The 18,741-nt window shown below is 32.6% G+C and carries 16 protein-coding genes; all 16 read right to left on the bottom strand.

From position 1 onward, the window contains the following. Window positions 1–2: 2 nt before the first annotated feature. The 16 genes from LDP15_RS04890 to LDP15_RS04965 all read right to left on the bottom strand — a co-directional run bounded on the left by LDP15_RS04890 (window position 3) and on the right by LDP15_RS04965 (window position 18,725). A complete protein-coding gene (locus tag LDP15_RS04890; protein ID WP_225513310.1) occupies window positions 3–1,118 on the bottom strand; it encodes a polysaccharide pyruvyl transferase family protein in 1,116 nt (371 codons plus the stop codon). Between the two features lie 20 nt (window positions 1,119–1,138). Next, entirely contained in the window at window positions 1,139–4,246 is a 3,108-nt protein-coding gene (locus tag LDP15_RS04895) for a DUF4422 domain-containing protein (RefSeq protein WP_015426213.1), read from the bottom strand. Between the two features lie 92 nt (window positions 4,247–4,338). Further along, window positions 4,339–5,154, bottom strand: a complete 816-nt coding sequence (locus LDP15_RS04900) for an ABC transporter permease (RefSeq protein ID WP_015426212.1) — start codon at window positions 5,152–5,154, stop codon at window positions 4,339–4,341. A gap of 12 nt (window positions 5,155–5,166) precedes the next feature. Beyond that, a complete protein-coding gene (locus LDP15_RS04905; RefSeq protein ID WP_015426211.1) occupies window positions 5,167–6,543 on the bottom strand; it encodes an ATP-binding cassette domain-containing protein in 1,377 nt (458 codons plus the stop codon). 27 nt (window positions 6,544–6,570) lie between these two features. Beyond that, on the bottom strand, window positions 6,571–7,014 hold the full coding sequence (locus LDP15_RS04910) for a hypothetical protein (RefSeq protein ID WP_015426210.1): 444 nt from the start codon (window positions 7,012–7,014) through the stop codon (window positions 6,571–6,573). A 56-nt stretch (window positions 7,015–7,070) separates the two neighbouring features. Continuing rightward, window positions 7,071–8,540: a glycosyltransferase gene (locus tag LDP15_RS04915; protein ID WP_015426209.1), complete on the bottom strand. Its 1,470-nt coding sequence runs from the start codon at window positions 8,538–8,540 to the stop codon at window positions 7,071–7,073. A gap of 145 nt (window positions 8,541–8,685) precedes the next feature. Further along, window positions 8,686–9,597: a phosphodiester glycosidase family protein gene (locus LDP15_RS04920; RefSeq protein WP_136122451.1), complete on the bottom strand. Its 912-nt coding sequence runs from the start codon at window positions 9,595–9,597 to the stop codon at window positions 8,686–8,688. A gap of 329 nt (window positions 9,598–9,926) precedes the next feature. Further along, on the bottom strand, window positions 9,927–10,646 hold the full coding sequence (locus LDP15_RS04925; protein WP_014570501.1) for a DUF4811 domain-containing protein: 720 nt from the start codon (window positions 10,644–10,646) through the stop codon (window positions 9,927–9,929). Continuing rightward, window positions 10,646–12,190 (bottom strand): MDR family MFS transporter, encoded by a 1,545-nt coding sequence (locus LDP15_RS04930; RefSeq protein ID WP_225513311.1) that lies wholly within the window; start codon window positions 12,188–12,190, stop codon window positions 10,646–10,648. The genes LDP15_RS04925 and LDP15_RS04930 overlap by 1 nt, the downstream gene beginning before the upstream one ends. Next, window positions 12,183–12,647, bottom strand: coding sequence for a MarR family winged helix-turn-helix transcriptional regulator (locus LDP15_RS04935; RefSeq protein ID WP_012897558.1), 465 nt, complete (start codon window positions 12,645–12,647; stop codon window positions 12,183–12,185). Before LDP15_RS04935 ends, LDP15_RS04930 begins: the two co-directional genes overlap by 8 nt. 147 nt (window positions 12,648–12,794) lie before the next feature. Then, window positions 12,795–13,448, bottom strand: coding sequence for a DUF4767 domain-containing protein (locus LDP15_RS04940; RefSeq protein WP_015426206.1), 654 nt, complete (start codon window positions 13,446–13,448; stop codon window positions 12,795–12,797). Window positions 13,449–13,580: 132 nt separating this feature from the next. Continuing rightward, a complete protein-coding gene (locus LDP15_RS04945) occupies window positions 13,581–14,318 on the bottom strand; it encodes a bifunctional 2-polyprenyl-6-hydroxyphenol methylase/3-demethylubiquinol 3-O-methyltransferase UbiG (RefSeq protein WP_015426205.1) in 738 nt (245 codons plus the stop codon). A 213-nt stretch (window positions 14,319–14,531) separates the two neighbouring features. After that, entirely contained in the window at window positions 14,532–14,720 is a 189-nt protein-coding gene (locus LDP15_RS04950; RefSeq protein ID WP_042230228.1) for a hypothetical protein, read from the bottom strand. Window positions 14,721–14,824: 104 nt separating this feature from the next. Next, window positions 14,825–16,780 (bottom strand): DNA topoisomerase (ATP-hydrolyzing) subunit B, encoded by a 1,956-nt coding sequence (gene gyrB, locus LDP15_RS04955; RefSeq protein ID WP_003131421.1) that lies wholly within the window; start codon window positions 16,778–16,780, stop codon window positions 14,825–14,827. 152 nt (window positions 16,781–16,932) lie between these two features. Beyond that, complete coding sequence (locus LDP15_RS04960; RefSeq protein ID WP_003131420.1) at window positions 16,933–17,580, bottom strand: HAD family hydrolase; 648 nt, start codon at window positions 17,578–17,580, stop codon at window positions 16,933–16,935. A 53-nt stretch (window positions 17,581–17,633) separates the two neighbouring features. Beyond that, the gene (locus tag LDP15_RS04965; RefSeq protein WP_015426203.1) at window positions 17,634–18,725 is read right to left on the bottom strand and encodes a hypothetical protein; all 1,092 of its coding nucleotides are present in this window, start codon (window positions 18,723–18,725) and stop codon (window positions 17,634–17,636) included. Window positions 18,726–18,741: the final 16 nt, after the last annotated feature.

An 18,741-nucleotide genomic window follows, 5' to 3' on the forward strand; every position in this document is an offset into this window, starting at 1 on the left:
TTCTAATCTCTAACCTTTAAACCCAAATTCTCTTTAATAAAGCCAAAATATCTTTCATTTATTTCATCAAGATGAGCGTAAAAATTTGTCATCTCTATACATGAACGATAGTATAACTCCTCAATCCGAGTCTTATCTGTCAGTTCATCAAACCAAATATAAGGGATATGATGTGTTTGAGCCAATCCCGCGGTTCGAGAATCAATAGCAATCACCAGTGCAGGTATTCCAGCCAGGATTGCCGCAATATTCCCATGAATACGCGTCCCAATCGAAAATTGAAATTCATTCATCTCATCTATCCAATCAATTGGGTTAAAAAATAATTTATATCGATTATTTTTAATAATAGGGTGCTCTGTAAAAGTTGGAATTAAATCATGCCTTTTTAAACCTAATAAATTCTTTCCATAGCTAATCAATTTACCCTCATCTAAATCTTGAAGCACCGCATAAGAGTTGGTATAATTTTTAAATATACCATCAATAAAACAGCCCCATTTCCTATCATATGAACCTGGTGTGTAATTAACGGCCAATTTGAAGTCTGCATTAAAAGGCAAGTATTCTTTTGCCTTCAATTTTTTATTCAGTATTCTGACTGACGGACAGCCGATGACGACAACTTTTGCCTCAGAATATCCCAAAAAACCTGTGATATATTCCTTCGTTCGCGCGTCTCGTACACCAATTGAAACCGTCTTTTCTATGAGTAACTCTATAAACTCTCGGATTAATTTTTCATTAGAAAAATTATGAAAACCTACCTTCCCAAATTGCCCACCAATTCCATTTAGCAAGACTTTACAAGATAATTTTTTTAACAAATTTATTAAAAAGATAAGTTCTTCATCATTATTTTCCCTGAAAGTGTTGGCTAAGGGCAAAAGAAAATAATCAAATTCGTAATCATTCAAATGGTTCTTTAGGGTGATGTATGTTTTTGTGAAATTTTCATGTGGAACTTCTTTAAATAGATTTAATGTTGACCATGAAAACAATAAATTCCCAGTATTTCCTCCGATTAAATCGTTTGACAAAATTTTACTTTTACTAATATCTTCCCAAGGAAATAGGCCCGTATATACTAAAATTTTTGGATAATTTTGATTAGCCATATCACTTCCTATTCTATTTTTTAATAAGGCATATCTTGTAACTCAGATGTGAAGTTTTCTTTAATTGTTTCAATTTTACCAAGTGAAAAGCTTCTAGTTTCATAGGCCTTAGGTACAATGACATAACCATTCCATTGTCCATTATGTTTTGCCCATACTTCTACATTTGAACCTAGCTTACGGAATTGGAAATTAGACCAGATTCCGCGGTCATCTTGCAGCCACCTAGTTTGCAAAGTTTCTTTATTCACACTAATCAACACAGTTCCCACCTTGGTCTGATCCAAGTTGGCATCAAGCACTAAAACATCAAGTACAAAATATGTTGTTGCATATGTATTCTTTTCAGGAATCAGTTTTAGGAAGGGAAGTCCTGCATTTTCTCGCCCCTTAGCATCACTCGTGAAAATCAATTTTAACTCTTTAGAAGGATTACTTGCTTCTAGTAAAAGTTCTGTATAATAGCTTGTATTTTGAGCATATTGCCAAAAAATTTCTGCCATATCACTTTCCTTGTAATACCAAGGTTTATAAGAACCTGCAAAGTGAACAACATTAGGTGCTTTCCGTGATTTATTATAATCATCACTAAGCTGGTAGGGTAATCGTTCTTGAATAATCTGCCCCCGAACAGAATTTTTTTCCATTAAAGTAATAACATTCCAAGACTCTGGAAGATAGAAAACTTTATTTTTAAAGCATAAGTTTAAAATATCTTGGTCCATATATATCCAGTTACGTTTTTGTACAAGATTAATGAATTCTTCTGTTTTAAAATCTTTACGAATTGCTTCCAAGTTCAGCACAAGAACACCCGCTTGAAAATAATCTTCAAAGCTCTTTAAAGTAAGATAATTCAGTATTTCTTTCTTGTAAACTTCTTGTCTTTCAGGGGTATAATTACTAGCAATAAAGTCAAAATCTCTTACCGCACCTACATAATTATCTTCAATATCTATCTCATAAAGCTTTGCAATATCATTTTCAACGACAGTATCGCAATCAATATAAATTACCTTATCATGGGCAAATAATTCTGGTATTAAGAAACGATAATAAGTTTCAACTGAAATATGGGCGTTTGTTTTTAATTCTCCATATTGAGCAATTTTTGCTGATACATCCACAAATCTAACTGAAAAATTAGCTTTATTAAAATTCTTCAAAGCTCTATTTTGTGTTTCAATAGAAATATCATTATGCAGAATTGAAATGTCATAATTATTTTTAGAATTCGCATTTTCTAAAATTGATTGGAGTAGGACGCTAGTATACTTCATATAGGCATCATTACAAGCCATAACAATTGGAATATTATTTTTACTATATTTGGGTTCAACTTTTTGAGGAAGTGGTCTTGTATCACTCCATTGAACAACTGGCAATTTTAGAATTGTGATTTCTTTTCTACTGATTTCCAAATATTTGGCAAAAATCGCAACCAAACGCTCTCCAATGTGTCCTAATGTACGATAAAGTTCTACAGAATATTTTTCATGGTTCACCTGTTTTTCGATTTCTTCTAAAACACCAAAACAAAATTCATTATATTCTTGAAATAATTCTCTTTTCATAATAAACATATTATAAAAAGGTGCCGTATCCGAATATAATACTTCAAATAATGCTCTAGTGTATTTTGGATATTTTTCTGAAATCACTGAAATCAAAGTATCAATATCACTTTTTTCAAGATGTTGATTCCAATGCTCATAAAGACTAATATTTTTTAACTTTCCAGTTTTATCTAAATTTACAGTGTCAATTACTCGCCAACTCTCAGGAATAATTAAATCAGCTCCGTCAATAACTTCAGACATATCTCTTTCAGTAATTGCAAATTCTTTAAGTTGTTCTTCTGTAATTTTATCGCGTGGAATCACACCCCAAATTGTTGAATCTTTAGCTTTTCCTGTATCAAAAGCCATATATCTTCTATAATGCCAAAAGCCTAAATAATCTGAATCTTTATCATGCTTCCATGCCCAATACTGCGCTGTCAATTCACAATAGCGTTTATTTTTAGAAGAAATATTTTCACCCACATTATCATGCAAAACATTTGGAATTTCCTCAGAAGCTAACTCACTTCCCACTTGAATAGGCACCAACAATTTATTCTCTGGGACATATGAAGGTTTGTGCATTGAAACATATATTTTCGCCTTCAGGTCACTTGGATTTTTACTATCTAAATCGACAAAATCTGTCTTAACTTCTTTAAAATTGACTTCGTGTTCTATACCTAAGCCAATCAATGGATTATTTAGAATCACTTTAGCTTTTTCTAAAACTTCTGTATTGCCAAAATGATTATTTAATCTCCATAACAAATTACCTATAATATTATCTTTGAAATTTGTAAGTTCCTCACTAGAAACTTGAACTTTGTTTATTATATTTTCAATAGAGGTAAACTGAGCATCCAGATTATTAAGTTCTTCTTCTAAAATTAGGGAACTCAACTGCTCTTCCTCAGCCTCTTCGACAAGATATGCAGTTTGATTGCTTTCCTTAATAACTGCTTCCGATATCACAGTATAGAGTGCTGTGACTAATTGCAAATTATCATAAGGTAGGTTGTTTCTCAAAAATTCAGTAAGGGAGTTTGCTTCTGCTAGCTCTATAACTGAATTTGCTTTATCAAATATCTTTTTACTTATAATTTTATTTCCGAGTAAATAATTATCAATGGAAGTTCCGCCAGATTTGAGAAACTCTTCTAAATTTTTGGGTATACTCTGAGGTTTTTGGGAAACTTTTGCAAATTCTCCGTCAAACTCAGCAACTTTTAAGAAAATCACATCCTCTTTTAAGTTTGAGGCTATCTTCTTAGAATAGACTATATCACTTTCAGGAAAAAGAAGATAATCACTTGTTGTTAAACTAGCTCCAAGTTTTTGAACTTCTACATTATTTTTATACTTATCAGGGTCAAAATTAATAATCTGTATTGGAACAAATTTTTTATATTTTTTGATAATAAAATCAAGCATCGTTTTCAAAGTATCATCATCTTCCTTAGGAAGCATGATAATAATATTTAAATTATTTTGACAGAGACTCTTGACTTGGTCTTCTATTGTCATTAAATTGGTATCCGTAATAATTACCGTAAGTTTAGTCATTTTATTCCTCTTATTTTCATTTAATAATATCTCAGTCAAAATATTAGAATCTAACTTCTAATATTTTTATAACTTGAATTCCAAATAAACTATTAATTAACGTAATCAGAAAATTTATCTCTATATTTAATATGCAAATAACTTGCTACGACAAATAGTATAAAGATAATCCCCCAAAATACACAGGTATAACTCCAATCCTTTTGCCAGACCCATTGCCGAGCAAAAATTGCATCACGAAATCCCTCTACAACATAATAAACAGGATTCAATAACATTGCTTGTCTAATTGCACCTGGAATGATATGAAAAGTTGTCATATCAAACACAACTCCAGAAAAATACATCATAAATCTAGACGCATAGGTCAAAAACATTTTAAAATCTCTAAAAAAAACAACAATTGTTGAACAAAGCAAAGTGTATGATAAGACCAACGCAATTAATGCAATAGCATAATATATTAGCTGAATCCAATATAAGTTTGGAAAATAACCATCATACATTGCAATAATTATAGTTGCACCTCCCATAGCCCCTAAAACGGGAAGATTGTAAAACATCTGTACCGTTGGTAAAATACTCATGGGAAATTTCATCATTGAAAAATAATTATATTGATAAGCTATACTAGTAGACCCATTCACAACCGTAAATTGTAGGAAAAACCAGACTGCAATACCAATCAAAATCCACGGTACGGCAGGAACAGTTCCTGGAATTGTTCTAGGAAATAGCACTCCAAATAATAAGTAAAATACTAAGAAAAGAGTTAAGGGTTCAAGATAAGACCAGATTTTGCCTAGTTTTAAACCCATATAATTATTTTTGGCTGTAAATTTAGAAATATAGACAATCGTAGATAAATTATCTATCTGTTCCTTGAAGTAGATAAATACATATTTCATTTTGCACTCCTTTTAATGTGACATTTCAGTAGTGCTAGAATTTCCTGGAAGATTAATTATCTCACCAGGACTGATAACACTTAGGTCCGTATTTGGATTTACTTGTTCTATAGCCTGAACAGTTGTATTATTTTCTGCAGCTATATCTCCAAGCGTGTCACCAGCTTTTACCGTATAATTAGTAGCTTGCGCACTAGTATTCGAATGACTTGTCGTTGATGATGATACCGAACTTTTTGAAACTTTTTGTGTACTTTCATTTAATTTACTAGATGTCTTCTTTTCACTTTTACTTTCCGAGGATTCTATCTCTTTAAGTTCCCGCTCAAAAGTAGGTTTTCGGTGGAAGAGATGGCCTTCTGTAAAAAATTCATATGGCTTTCCTAATGCTTCTTGCATCGTCCAGTTACTTGTTGCAATTAGCGATAACATTATGATAATTATAGCAACCAAGCCCAACATCACTTTTGAAAAGAAACTTAATTTATAGCCGTCCTTAACATCAAGTATTTTATTAATTGTTTTACTTGCACTTCTTTTTCTCGTATCAATCGTATCGGAGATTTCTTCTCGCAAATTTAGTAGAGAATAATCTAACTGTTCCTTTTGACATTTTTCTTTATATATCGCCTGTTGTTCTGCTGAAAGATTGTTGTACCAATTTATAAATTCCTTATAATGTTCCAGCACTACATCTTTGGGTCCTAACTCTTTAACTTCACCATAGTGTAGCCATAAAACTCGGTCACACCACTTGTTGATTGAATTAATGTCGTGAGATACTACAAATATTGTCTTTTTTTGTTGTCGAAACTCAAACATCTTTTTTGAAGATTTTTCAGCAAAAGTGCTGTCACCAACTGATAAGGCCTCATCAATAATCAATATATCAGGATTTTGATATACGGCAATAGAAAATCCTAGTTTAGATTTCATCCCTGAAGAGTAATTCTTTACTAATTCATCAATAAATGGACCAAGTTCTGAAAATGCAATAATTTCATCCATTTGTTCATCAATTTCTTTATTACTCATTCCCATCATCAGAGATTTTAATCTAATATTTTCTCGACCAGTAATCCCATTTTGAAGTCCTGCACCTATAGAAATGGTTGAAACTTCGCCATTAACTTGTAAATTACCTGTTGTCGGAGAAATTATTTCACTGATTAGATTGACGAGAGTTGACTTACCTGCCCCATTCAAACCTATAATACCTATACACTCACCGTCATAAACATTCAAATTCACATTTCTTAATGACCAAAAATCAAAAGTTTGATTATTAGCCTTGAAAAACTTTTTTTTGTCACTTTCATTATTTACCTTTAAAGCAAATCTTTTGGTAAGATATGATGCACGTACTTTTAATCTTTTATCTTCTGTCATTATTTAAGTTCACACACCCCTTTATTATCAGTTTTTTCGTATCTGATTTAACACAATTAATGCAAATTGATTAGAAGTCAAATTAGTAGAAAATGACGCATCTCCCACTTCCAGTAAATCTTGATATTTTTTTATATTTTTTATACTTCTCATCTCTTTTAATAAGTTGGAAATCATCATTTCATCATTTTTCACTCCTAAAAGATGAGCAATTTTATAAAGCGCTTGTTCTGATAAATTGATAAGATTTGCTTTATCTGGTAAAGTTGCAACTTTTGTGACAAGCATATTCTCAATTAAATAAATCTTGCCTTCAATATCGAAGTATATAGTGTTATATTCATGGCTTGTTGGGTAATCTCCAAAATGTCTTTTTATGTACCTTCTTATATCCTGTAACATTTTCAAAAGAAAAATAGGATTTCCAACATTAGAAAGCCTTTCTAATACTTTATTAATATTATTTTCCATTTATTTTTTCCACATACTTTCATATTATTTTCCAAATTAATCATCTTTATTATCCCTCATAGGCTATTTTTCGAAATAAATTTTTCTATCCTCTCAATTTTTTGTTCTTGATACCCATTGTAAATGACCCAGAAATCATACATTTCTAAATCAAGGTCTAAAGGAATGTCAACTTTATACTCTATCAATGAGCTTTTTTTGCTTGAAATTTTATTCCTATCAAAAGGATGTAACTTATTTCTAATTTCAAAATAATTCAATATTCCATTAGTGTAAATTTGAATTACGACTTGACCATCAACTAGATTTACCGCTATCGCTCTCATATTAATCGAAATTTTAGGAATATTTGAATTTAAAACTGGGTAAAAATATTGATTTTCTTCTCGCCTCATAATTCCTAAATATTTTTTTATAATATGCCTCAAAGAATGCCATCTATTAAATCTTATGACCCCTCTATAATCCTCTATGAGCAAATATTTCCAGACAGTTTTTCTTGCTCCAGTTCGAAAATAAATTGTGGGGTCAAATTTTAGTTCTCCTAAATACTTGTCGATACTAATCTTAAAGTCCCTAATTCTTTTTAAACTAAATTTATATCCAACATCTCTTCGCAATCCAAAATTATATACAAGCCATTCCAAGCGTCTAGCCAAAAATTTCTCTTTTGAAATATCATCAGGAAATGTTTGATTGATATAAGCTAAAGCTCTTAGCCAAGAAACCATAAAATCTCGATTTATCGTTTTACTTAAACCTACATTATTATCATCTCGATTTAGATAAGTAGTTAATTTTTTCCCTTGAGTAATATTTTTTGAAAATCTCATTGCCTCGTAGAAAAATGTTACGTCATCAGCAACTTTCTGACAAGGAAAATGAAGATTATTATCTTCAATCAAACTCCTTTTCACCATGATCCCCTGAGGACCAAGCCACTCATAGAAAGCAGAGGGAAGTTCTTGAATAGCGCGTCCTATTTTATTTCCATCAAAGTAATAGGCTTTGCTTTTCAGACTAAGTTTCCCATTGACACTTTGTACTACCCCAAAAAAACCCATATCATCTCCCGATTTTTCTAGAGTTCCAGACATGTATTGAAGAGCATTTTCATCATACCAATCATCTGCATCTAAAAAAACAAGAAACTCCCCACGCGCATTTAGTATTCCAACATTACGTGGCCCATGCGCACCACCCGTATTTTTTGTAAGCTGATAAATTTCAATGCTTTCATATTTTTTTAGATATTGATGTACAATTTCTACTGAAGTATCTGTTGACTTATCATCAATGAAAAGTAATTGAAGTTTCTCTAAACCTATAGTTTGATTCACTAATGAATCCAGCATTTTTTCCAGATAAGGTGCATTGTTATAGTTAGCAATAATGACAGAAACCTTAGGCAAATCAGAAACTACTTCTGAGGAGGTTTTCTCATAACTTGGAAGATTTAGTTTCCATTTTTCATTATCTAGATAATTGTAATAAGTAAACTCTTCTTGTAATTCTTTTGAATCCATTGTCCTGACCTTTTATTTACCTTAATTCATAAATTGACTTCAATATTTTCTATTGAATTGACCGAAAATATTGAAATACTTGATAACGAGTATTTTTTCTTGATTTTTCTTATACAATCAACGTTTTAACGAAGCTCATATTTCATTATCTCAAGACAATATAATCGTTAACTGAACGACTATCCTGACTAGGATAGATAATTTGTCCATTCAATGACATCTGACTTGAACCTCCTCCGTCCATTACTTGGACATTTTCTAAATGAAGTTTTTGAAATTTTTCCATGATTGACTGATAGCCTGTACTTGTATCTGAAATAATTAGATAAATATTATTATCTTTATCGTTTCCAATAAAAGAATGAATTTCCCAATTAACTGTCCCGTCACTCGGTAAACTTTTTCCATCCTTTATCAAAATTGATCCAAAACTAAAACTCATTTCGGCACCCTTTTTCAAAATTTCACTTGCTGGAGTGGTTGAATTATATATTTCTGATGAACCATTTTTATTAAAAACAAAGGCATTTGTAGCTCTTTTATCTGAATTCCAATCTTTAAATAATTTTCCATTATTAATTTGAAAACCAGTAATTTTTCCAGTAGTCATATTAAACCCTGAGGCATTCATAATTAGACTATTTGGATATTTACTGATAACTTCTGACATGCTCAACACAGGACTGTCAGCTGAAGTGGCAGTTTTCAAAATTTGTGGACTATGCGCTTTATAAATTTTAAAGTCTCCACTCGAAAGATTCGTAAATTTTTCATCAGTTCCTTGAGAAACTATCTGAAGCCAACTGGCATTTCCAGTATTTTCCACTGGAGCTATTGGTTGAGAGAGTTCTTTTGAGCTTTTTGTTGTTGATTGCTGAGATGAATAACCATTAGGTTCACTCGTTCTTTTAACTAACTGTCCTGTTGTGTTCGTATTAACAGAAGAAATATCAGTTCCCTTATCATAAAAATATTTTCCGAAACCAAATAGTACTATAAGTAGAATAAAGATTAACGACATAATCATTATTTTCTTTGATACACTTTTCTTAATCATGTCTACCTCTTTCTTGCTCAAAATAAGATTTTTCCAAAAACTGAACTAAGCCTTTCATAGTATATCACCCTAAAATTAGGATATGTAGAAAAACTTAAAATATTATGTAAAAACGCATTACCTTACAAGCGATAATTTTATTATTCGTTATTTTTTTAAGGTTTTTTTACTACACATGAATTTTAAGTTGCGTTTATTTATCAATTGTATTATTAGTTTCATTTATTGTCAAGAAAAATAACGAAAAGTAACTTTCTTTGCTCTATTTATATTTACTTAACTTTAATGTAATAAAAAGACCTCAAATAATTTTGAAGTCTTTTTATTATTTATTCAGTAATTCCAAGAAGTTGCTTAATTTGTTTTACTTGCATCTTAGCATATTCTGTTGGATTTGATTTTTGAAGTGCAGCAAGTTGAGCCGCCTTTTGTGGGTCAGCTTTAAGTTGAGCTTCCATTTGTTTTTGCATTGCTGGAGCTTCTTGACTCAATTTTTTAACTTGATCTTGAGTCAAAACTAACCATGTATCTTTAGGTACTGAAACAACTGAATTTTGTTTAACTAATTCATTTTGTTCACCACCTACACTAAATAGTAATTTATAAAAGTCAGATGACCAAACGCGTCTTGTCGTTTTAGTTGTAACTGTTGCTTTAGTATCATCCACTAATTTATAAGTCGCTGATTTTTTAACAGCTTCTGAAATGTGTTTTTCATCAGGTTTAAAATTAGTGTCGGCTTTTTCCGATTTTTCATTATTTCGGTAAACAAAGACATAATTATCAGTGTTTTTACCAATTTCTGCTTTAATCATCATTCCATAAGGAGCTGATTTATCTCCAGCAGTATAAATTTGGTGCGTAGTTGAAGTTGTTACTTCTTTCATTCCCCAGTTATCTCTGATATGCATAGTTAGCATAGTCACAGAACCAGCTAATAAGAGAAAGGAAATTCCACCAACTAACCAATGAGCGATTGTGTTTTTTATAAACATGAAACCAAAGAAAGTTCCAATCATAAACACTACCAATAATAATATAATTAGCATTATTTATTTTCTCCTTTCAAGTCTTGTTCTTCAACAGGGACACCAGCAATCATTCGACCACTCTTCAAGAATAGAGCAACTCCGATACCAATAATGGCAAAGACGAATCCAATTGCGAATGAAGCGTGGTAACCTTGTAACATTGCTTCGATTGCTTTATTTGCAAATTGCAATGGATTTGTTGATTTTAATGATGAAGCAGGCATATTGTTAGTAATTACATTTTGAGCGACTGAAGAAAGGAGAGCAACAACAACTGATGACGCGACTTGACGCGCTGTATTGTTTGAAGCTGTTGCTTGAGCAACTTCATTAACTGGAACTGCATTCATGGCACTAGTTGTTAATGGCATCATTACCATACCAACACCAACCATACGTAATCCATAAAGAAGAGTAACAAAGTGGTCAGGAGTTGTAGCTGTAAAGAACATAAATGGTACAGTTCCCAGTGCCAAAACGAGGAAACCAATCACCGCAAGACGTTTTGAACCAATTCGGTCATAAACTCCACCAGCAAGTGGGGCAACAACAGCCATCATTAATGACCCGGGTAAGAGAACCAAACCTGAATTAAAGGCAGAAAGTCCATGGACATCTTGAAGGTAAAGAGGAAGCATCATTTCAACACCCATCATTGCCATTGTACTTAAAGCAAGTGCAAGAGTTACCAAAGTAAACTGTCTAATTTTAAAGACGCGAATATCAAGGAATGGATCGTCCATTTTAAGTTGACGTAAACCAAAGAGGAAGATAATAATCAAACCTCCAACAATTGGGGCGATAACTGTATTAAATTTACCCCATCCGTCAGTTGCAACATTAGTGAATCCCCAAAGGAAAGCACCAAAACCAACAACTGAAAGTAAAACTGACAAGAAATCTAATTTCATTGGACGGTTAGGAATAACATCACGCATTGCAAAGATTGAAATAAGGAAAACAACTCCGACGACAATCATTGAAATAAGGAAAATTGTTCTCCAACTTGCTGCAAATGTCCAAAAGATAAGGTTAAATTTATGAGTAATTAACCAACCTGCAAATGTTGGACCTAAGGCTGGCGCAAGGACAAGAACAACTCCGGCAACACCCATGATTGCTCCCATTTGTTTAGCTGGAAACATGTTAACAAGGGCAACTTGCATCAAAGGCATTGTAATCCCAACTGCAATAGCTTGCAGAATCCGACCTGCTAGGAAAACCCACCAGCTTGATGTTGGAGCCGAGTAAGCAACAAACATTCCGATAAATAAAATTGCGTATGCTGTAACGTAAAGCCAACGTGTAGGGAATTTTGTTGCTAAATATGCTGAAATAGGAACCATAATCCCATTGGCTAATAAAAACCATGTTGTTGCTTGTTGTGCTGTTGACATGGAGATGTTGAAGTCATTCATCAATGTTGGAATTGCTGTCCCGAGTGATGTTTGCATCAACATGGCTCCAAATGTACCAACCAGAATCAAAATAAGCATTCCGATTCGGCTATAATGTTTACCATGTATATCTAAATGGTAATCTTTTTCGTATGTATCAGGCATTTTTTTCCTCCTCTTTTTCTTTGTCTTCTTTAGCTAGCTTCATTCCAATTTCTAAAAATAATTTGAAATTTTCAATGAAACTTTCTGTTCGTTCTTCACCCATTTCTTCAAAAACGCGTGCTAAATTTGAGCAAGCTTCTACTCGAATTTCTTCCGCAACATGACGTCCTTTATCAGTAATGGCTACTAAAATTTTTCGACGGTCTGTTCTTGAAATCTCACGGGTAACTAAATTTTTACTCTCAAGATTATTCAAGATTGTCGCAATTCTTGCAGTACTTGTATGCGTAAATTTTGCAATCTTACTTGGAACAATTTGCTTACCAGCTTCCTTATAAAGATAGCCCAATACCAAATGCTCCCCTTGGGAGTAGGTATTAAAGCGGTGCATCATCTCTGCTTTTCCTCTTTTGATAACAGTTGTGAGGAAAACCTCCGCTGCCTTATTGTAATCCATTTTCACTCCTCCCTAACGGTGATATTTACTAACGACGTTAACTATTATAATCCGTTCACTATCTTTTGTCAAGAATAAAAATTTTAGTTTTTAATTTTTTTTTAAATAAAAAAACCTATTCCAAAATAGGCTTTTTTATTTTTAAAATTATACAACAATTCGTGCGAAGGCATTTTTTAATTCATTATTCTCTGTTTCTTTTAGATATAAATAATTATTTGTATTTCCTTGATTTTGTGCGGTATAAAGCACCATGGGATTTCCTGATTTAATAACAAAGAGATAAACATGATTAACACCAGAGTTTTTCTCATTCATATCTGAATAAACATCAACTAATTGATATCCTCCTGAATCTTCTCCCGTTTCTGACCATTTTAATTCAATAGGCTGATTATTTATTGCTGCTTTCCAAGTTGAATTATTATCTATAACTGACCAAGGAATAGAGAGACCATATAAATTAAGATTGTGATTAGGATCATACTGACTGTAAGATTGTCCCATTTCTATCCCCCACGCTGACATAAACTCTGCAAGACGTTGTTTTTTCTCTGGGTTCCATTTTCTTATTTGTGTAGAAGTTGAGGGGGAAATTGATTTTTCTATTGATGAAGAGGACTCTTTAATAATACTTGATGACTGGGTAGTACTCGAAGTGCTCTGAGTTATTGAAGAGTTTCGTGAGCTTTGGCTACTTTTAGAACTTTCTTTTGTTGTTTGAGAATTTTGTTTTGAACTACAGGCTGACATTCCAAGTGTTGCTACTAAAAAAATTGCAACAAGATATATTTTTTTCATCTTTTCTTCTCCTAACTACAATTTTACTTCAAAAGTAATTAAAAAACTACTAATATCATTAAAAGAACTAAATAAAAGATAAGAGTCCCATACTTTATTCAAATAGGAACTCTTATTATAGTTACTTTATGACTATGAGTTTTTATTTCTTACAGAAATAAGCAACATCATTGGACGTCTCATCTCATTTTTCATTTCTTCAAGCTCTCTCATTTCTATAGGAGGTTTGGGTTCAATTAAATTAGTAAGTTCAAAACCAGAGCTTAACAAAGAACTTACATAGCTTGTTAATGTCCGATGATACTTAATAATTGGCTCACCTAAGAAATTGACTTCACGTTCTCCTTCATAATAGTAATTATCAACTGGAAAATGAAGAATTTTACCTTCTGCATCATAACACCAATCTTGTTTCCCTGATGAGGTATAGAGAGGATGTTCAACAGAGAAAATAAATTCACCATTCTTTTTAAGACACTTTGAAATTTTGCAGACCAGGTCTTCAAAATTTGAAATGTAGTGAAAAGCTAATGAACTAAACACAACATCAAAAGTATCTGCAGGAAAGTTAATATCCTCTATTGCGGATTGTTGATAGGTAATTTTTTTATCATTATTAATATTAAGAGCAACATCAAGCATCTTGTGTGAAAGGTCTATTCCTACTACTTCTTTAGCCCCATGATTGACTGCATATTTACAGTGCCATCCATATCCACAACCTAAATCCAAAACTTTTTTATCCTGAAAATTTGGGAGTAGTTTTTCTAATTCAGACCATTCACCAGCGGCCTTCAATCCCTTTTGGGACCTTGACATTGATGCATAATTTTTGAAAAAACGTTCATTATCATATTTATTTTGTTTCATTTTTTATTCTCCATGTAAATATAGTTCATCATTTTATAAATATTTACATGGAAACTACAATTTTTTGAGCAATAATTCCTTTGTTCATCTATCTTCTTTCATAATTCGATTAATTATTTTTTATATATTTTATAGTCATATTCTATCATATGCACTTTAAAAAATCATTAAGTAGATAAATAGATACATCTTAATAATAAAAAGTAGGAGAACCTACTTTTCTTTATCTTCAACTTCTTTGAGCGCTTTTGAAGCCTCACTAAACAGCTCGTCAGCTTTACTTGTGGTCTTTTCAAAGGTATCTTGAATTCCTGTTTGCGTGCCAACTGTTGCATTTCGGAGTGCTTCATCTTCAAGTTCCTTCATTTGCTCATTGCTTAATTTGGGATTTATTTCAGGCATAATCCACCTCCTTCTTGACTTCATTATATTACACTTTTCGATAAAGCGCTAACATTACGTTCAATAAAAAACAACTCAAACAAAAATGAGTTGTTTTTACTATATTATGCATCAATTGTCGAGTACTGAGCATTATTTTCGATAAATTCACGACGAGGTTCAACTCTGTCTCCCATGAGCATATCAAAGATTTTGTCAGCTTCTGCTGCGTCTTCAACAGATACACGTGCCATTAAACGGTGTTCAGGATCCATTGTTGTATCCCAAAGTTGATGGTCATCCATTTCCCCTAAACCTTTATAACGTTGTACAGTAGGCTTTGTTCTTCCTTGTGCCCAACGTGCTAAAGCTTCTTGTAAATCTTTTTCTTGATTTTCACCTGGTTGAATGTATTCTTTTGTTTCTGAACCAACTTTGATACCGTAAATTGGTGGCTGAGCAATATAAACATATCCTGCTTCAACAACTGGGCGCATATAACGGTAGAAGAGTGTTAATAGAAGAGTACGGATGTGTGCTCCATCGACATCGGCATCGGTCATGATAACAAGTTTGTGATAACGTGCTTTTGACAAATCGTAATCTGCTCCAAAACCAGTTCCCATTGCAGTGAATAGAGAACGAATTTCTTCATTGGCCAAAATTTTATCCATCGTTGCTTTTTCCACATTCAAAATCTTACCACGAATAGGTAAAATTGCTTGGAATTCACGATTACGTCCTGATTTAGCCGAACCTCCAGCCGAATCTCCTTCGACGATGAATAATTCTGTTTGTTCTGGATTATTTGATGAACAGTCAGCCAATTTACCGGGAAGGTTGGAAATTTCAAGCCCTGATTTTTTACGTGTCACTTCACGCGCACGTTTTGCTGCAATCCTTGCTTTACTTGCCAAAATCCCTTTTTCAACAATTTTACGAGCAACTTGTGGATTTTCTAACATAAATGTTGTCAAAGCTTCCGCAAAGAGTTTGTTAACAATTCCTGTTACTTCTGAGTTTCCAAGTTTTGTTTTGGTTTGCCCTTCAAATTGTGGATTAGGATGCTTAACCGAAATAACTGCTGTCAATCCTTCGCGGACATCATCCCCAGTTAAATTATCTTCGTTTTCTTTAAGAATTTTATTTTGTTTTGCGTAATTATTAATAACACGAGTAAGGGCTGTTCTAAAACCTTGCTCATGTGTTCCACCTTCGTGAGTGTTGATGTTGTTAGCAAAGGACATCACTACTGAATGATAAGTATCAGTATATTGCATTGCTACTTCAACAGCAATTCCATCCATTTCACCTTCAGTAAAAATTGCTGGTTCAAAAATGACTGTCTTATTTTCATTTAAATATTCAACATAAGACTGAATTCCACCTTCATAATGGAAATGAACTTCATTTTTTTCATTTCCTTCACGCTTATCTGTTAAGGAAATACGAAGACCGCGATTCAAAAAGGCTAACTCACGAACACGTGTTGCAAGCTTATCAAAATCAAATTCAACAGTTTCTGTAAAAATTTCTGGGTCTGGTACAAAGTGAACAGTTGTCCCTCTACGGTCAGTTTCACCAATAATTTTTAAATCATCTCCAACGAGACCACGATGATATTCTTGATAATATTTTTGACCATCTTTATGAACAGTAACATCTAGTACTGTTGATAAAGCATTAACAACAGACGAACCAACACCGTGCAATCCACCAGAAACTTTATAGCCGCCTCCGCCAAATTTACCTCCAGCATGCAACACTGTGAAGACTGTTTCCACGGCTGGACGACCCGTTTTTTCTTGAATATCAACCGGAATTCCACGTCCATCATCAACAACAGTAATTGAATTATCAGGCTCAATAAAAACCTCAATATGGCTTGCAAATCCTGCAAGTGCTTCATCAATTGAATTGTCAACAATTTCCCAGACTAAATGGTGCAAACCTTCTTTTGAGGTTGAACCAATATACATCCCTGGACGCATACGTACAGCTTCAAGACCTTCAAGTACTTGAATTTGACTGGCGTCATATTCGTCTGCAAGCATTTCTAAATTTTTATTTTCTTCGTTCAAAGTTAACTCTCATTTCTATGAAAAACTTACTACCATTATACCATAAATCAGCGATTTTAGCTCTAGTGCATGGTATTTTGTCACTCAAACTTGTAAAAAAAATAAGCAATTTTGACTAAAAATCTGCTTATCATTAATTCATTTTTTTAAGATTACAAAATAATCTCTGTCAGCTGATGAATAATGTGAGTTGGCTTGCTATTAAGCGAACCATCACTTACAGTGTTAATCGCTTGTCCTGACAGAGTTGAATCTGTTGAGCTATCAAAATAAATTGTTGATATCCCAGCAGCATTTCCTGCTTCAATATCTAAAGGACGATCGCCAATCATCACTGTCTTCTTTGGATTGAGTTTATATTTATTTAACAAATAGTTAATTGATTCTGGTGCTGGTTTTCGTTTGAAGCCATTATCAGACGTGACAACCTCTGTAAAATATGAATCAATTTCAGCTGCTGACAGAATTGTCAGAACTTGATGATTGCGATGTGAAATCATAAAATTCTTATTTCCTTTTACTGATAGGTCTGTCAGTACTTTTTTAGCACCGGAAAAGAGAATTGGTTTTTCTAATTCCTCTGCTTCTAGCTTTTTGTATTCTTCCAAAAAGCCTGGCAAATCACTGGCATATTTTTCAACAGCGTAAGCCGTTGAAACTTTTAGCGCATCATATACATCAGTGCGCAAAACAACACGCTCTGCCATTGACCAAAGCGTTGCAGCAAATGCATGACTAGAACTTTCATAATTGTCCAATAAAGTTCCGCCTAAATCCCAGATATAATTTTCGTAGTCCATGTTAATATTATAACACACTTTAGTAGCTAACATTTTGTCAGAAATGGATATTTTTAGTTTGCTTTCAAAATTTTAACTGGAAATTTTTTACCTTTAAATTGATTCTGAGTTAGTTCCATCTGTGCTGTTAAATAATTCTTTAAAAGTGGTTTTTTTATACTCGTTAATGTAATTTTTTGAAGTTGATTTTTCTTAACATATCTACTGAAATCAAAGGTTTGTTTCCACCAAGTTGGATGACTTGCAGCTACAATTGCAAAATTTTCTCCCGTTAATAATTGATGATCATAATATTTTCTCTCAATATCATTGAAATAATCCTCTGAATAGTAACTAAGCTCTCTCATAGCTCTGTCAGTAACAATACTCGCTTCTTGTTTTTTTTCAAAAGTTGAAGTTTCAAAGGCAAATTGTACATTATTTGTTTTTGAATCTACAACGTAATAAACTTGATTATCCACTAAACTGTAAGTTTCTTTAATTTTATCTTTGAATATTAAACCTCCCAGAGCAATAATAAAAAATACAGCATAAAGTAGAATCCTTTTCCAAGGATTTAATTTTCTTGCTCTAGTGGCCTCATCAATTTTTTCAAAAGGATTTTCTGTAAATAAATCCCTTTGTTCAAAACCACTTTGTTTTAACCATACTTCTTCACAAATAATAGAAAGTTCATTAATATCCATAGATATGATAGAGCCCTGTATCGACAATACAATTTTTAAATTGTGACCTGGGTCAAAATAATTTTGGTAAAACTTTAGCCGTTTATACCAAATTTTCTTTTCAATATAGACAGGATTAAATGAAGTTTGTTCACAAATATATAATACACCTGAACGAACATACATTCCTCGGATGTCTCTCCACTCAATCTTAACTTCACGAAATAATAGCCGTAATTGAATTCCTTCTTCGTTGATGATGGCCAACTTTCGTCGAGAATGATTGATGAGAAATATCAAAAAATATATAAGTAATAGTCCAATTAATAAACTTAAAATAATATGGCGCAAACTTTCAGAATTAATAGATTCCTGAATAATAAAATTCTCGAAAAAAGACAAAAATATAAAAATTGACCAAAGAAATGCTAACTTCCAAACGTCCGTTTTAAGTTCCAATGGTAAATAATACTCTTCCATAAAATTCTCTCCTAAT

Source organism: Lactococcus sp. SK2-659 (assembly GCF_020218185.2).
GTDB classification, from domain to species: Bacteria; Bacillota; Bacilli; order Lactobacillales; family Streptococcaceae; genus Lactococcus; species Lactococcus lactis.

Coding starts and splice junctions, on each gene's coding strand:
- LDP15_RS04890 (WP_225513310.1), bottom strand. CDS start 1,118: ATGGCTAATCAAAATTATCCAAAAATTTTAGTATATACGGGCCTATTT.
- LDP15_RS04895 (WP_015426213.1), bottom strand. CDS start 4,246: ATGACTAAACTTACGGTAATTATTACGGATACCAATTTAATGACAATA.
- LDP15_RS04900 (WP_015426212.1), bottom strand. CDS start 5,154: ATGAAATATGTATTTATCTACTTCAAGGAACAGATAGATAATTTATCT.
- LDP15_RS04905 (WP_015426211.1), bottom strand. CDS start 6,543: ATGACAGAAGATAAAAGATTAAAAGTACGTGCATCATATCTTACCAAA.
- LDP15_RS04910 (WP_015426210.1), bottom strand. CDS start 7,014: ATGGAAAATAATATTAATAAAGTATTAGAAAGGCTTTCTAATGTTGGA.
- LDP15_RS04915 (WP_015426209.1), bottom strand. CDS start 8,540: ATGGATTCAAAAGAATTACAAGAAGAGTTTACTTATTACAATTATCTA.
- LDP15_RS04920 (WP_136122451.1), bottom strand. CDS start 9,597: ATGATTAAGAAAAGTGTATCAAAGAAAATAATGATTATGTCGTTAATC.
- LDP15_RS04925 (WP_014570501.1), bottom strand. CDS start 10,646: ATGCTAATTATATTATTATTGGTAGTGTTTATGATTGGAACTTTCTTT.
- LDP15_RS04930 (WP_225513311.1), bottom strand. CDS start 12,190: ATGCCTGATACATACGAAAAAGATTACCATTTAGATATACATGGTAAA.
- LDP15_RS04935 (WP_012897558.1), bottom strand. CDS start 12,647: ATGGATTACAATAAGGCAGCGGAGGTTTTCCTCACAACTGTTATCAAA.
- LDP15_RS04940 (WP_015426206.1), bottom strand. CDS start 13,448: ATGAAAAAAATATATCTTGTTGCAATTTTTTTAGTAGCAACACTTGGA.
- LDP15_RS04945 (WP_015426205.1), bottom strand. CDS start 14,318: ATGAAACAAAATAAATATGATAATGAACGTTTTTTCAAAAATTATGCA.
- LDP15_RS04950 (WP_042230228.1), bottom strand. CDS start 14,720: ATGCCTGAAATAAATCCCAAATTAAGCAATGAGCAAATGAAGGAACTT.
- LDP15_RS04960 (WP_003131420.1), bottom strand. CDS start 17,580: ATGGACTACGAAAATTATATCTGGGATTTAGGCGGAACTTTATTGGAC.
- LDP15_RS04965 (WP_015426203.1), bottom strand. CDS start 18,725: ATGGAAGAGTATTATTTACCATTGGAACTTAAAACGGACGTTTGGAAG.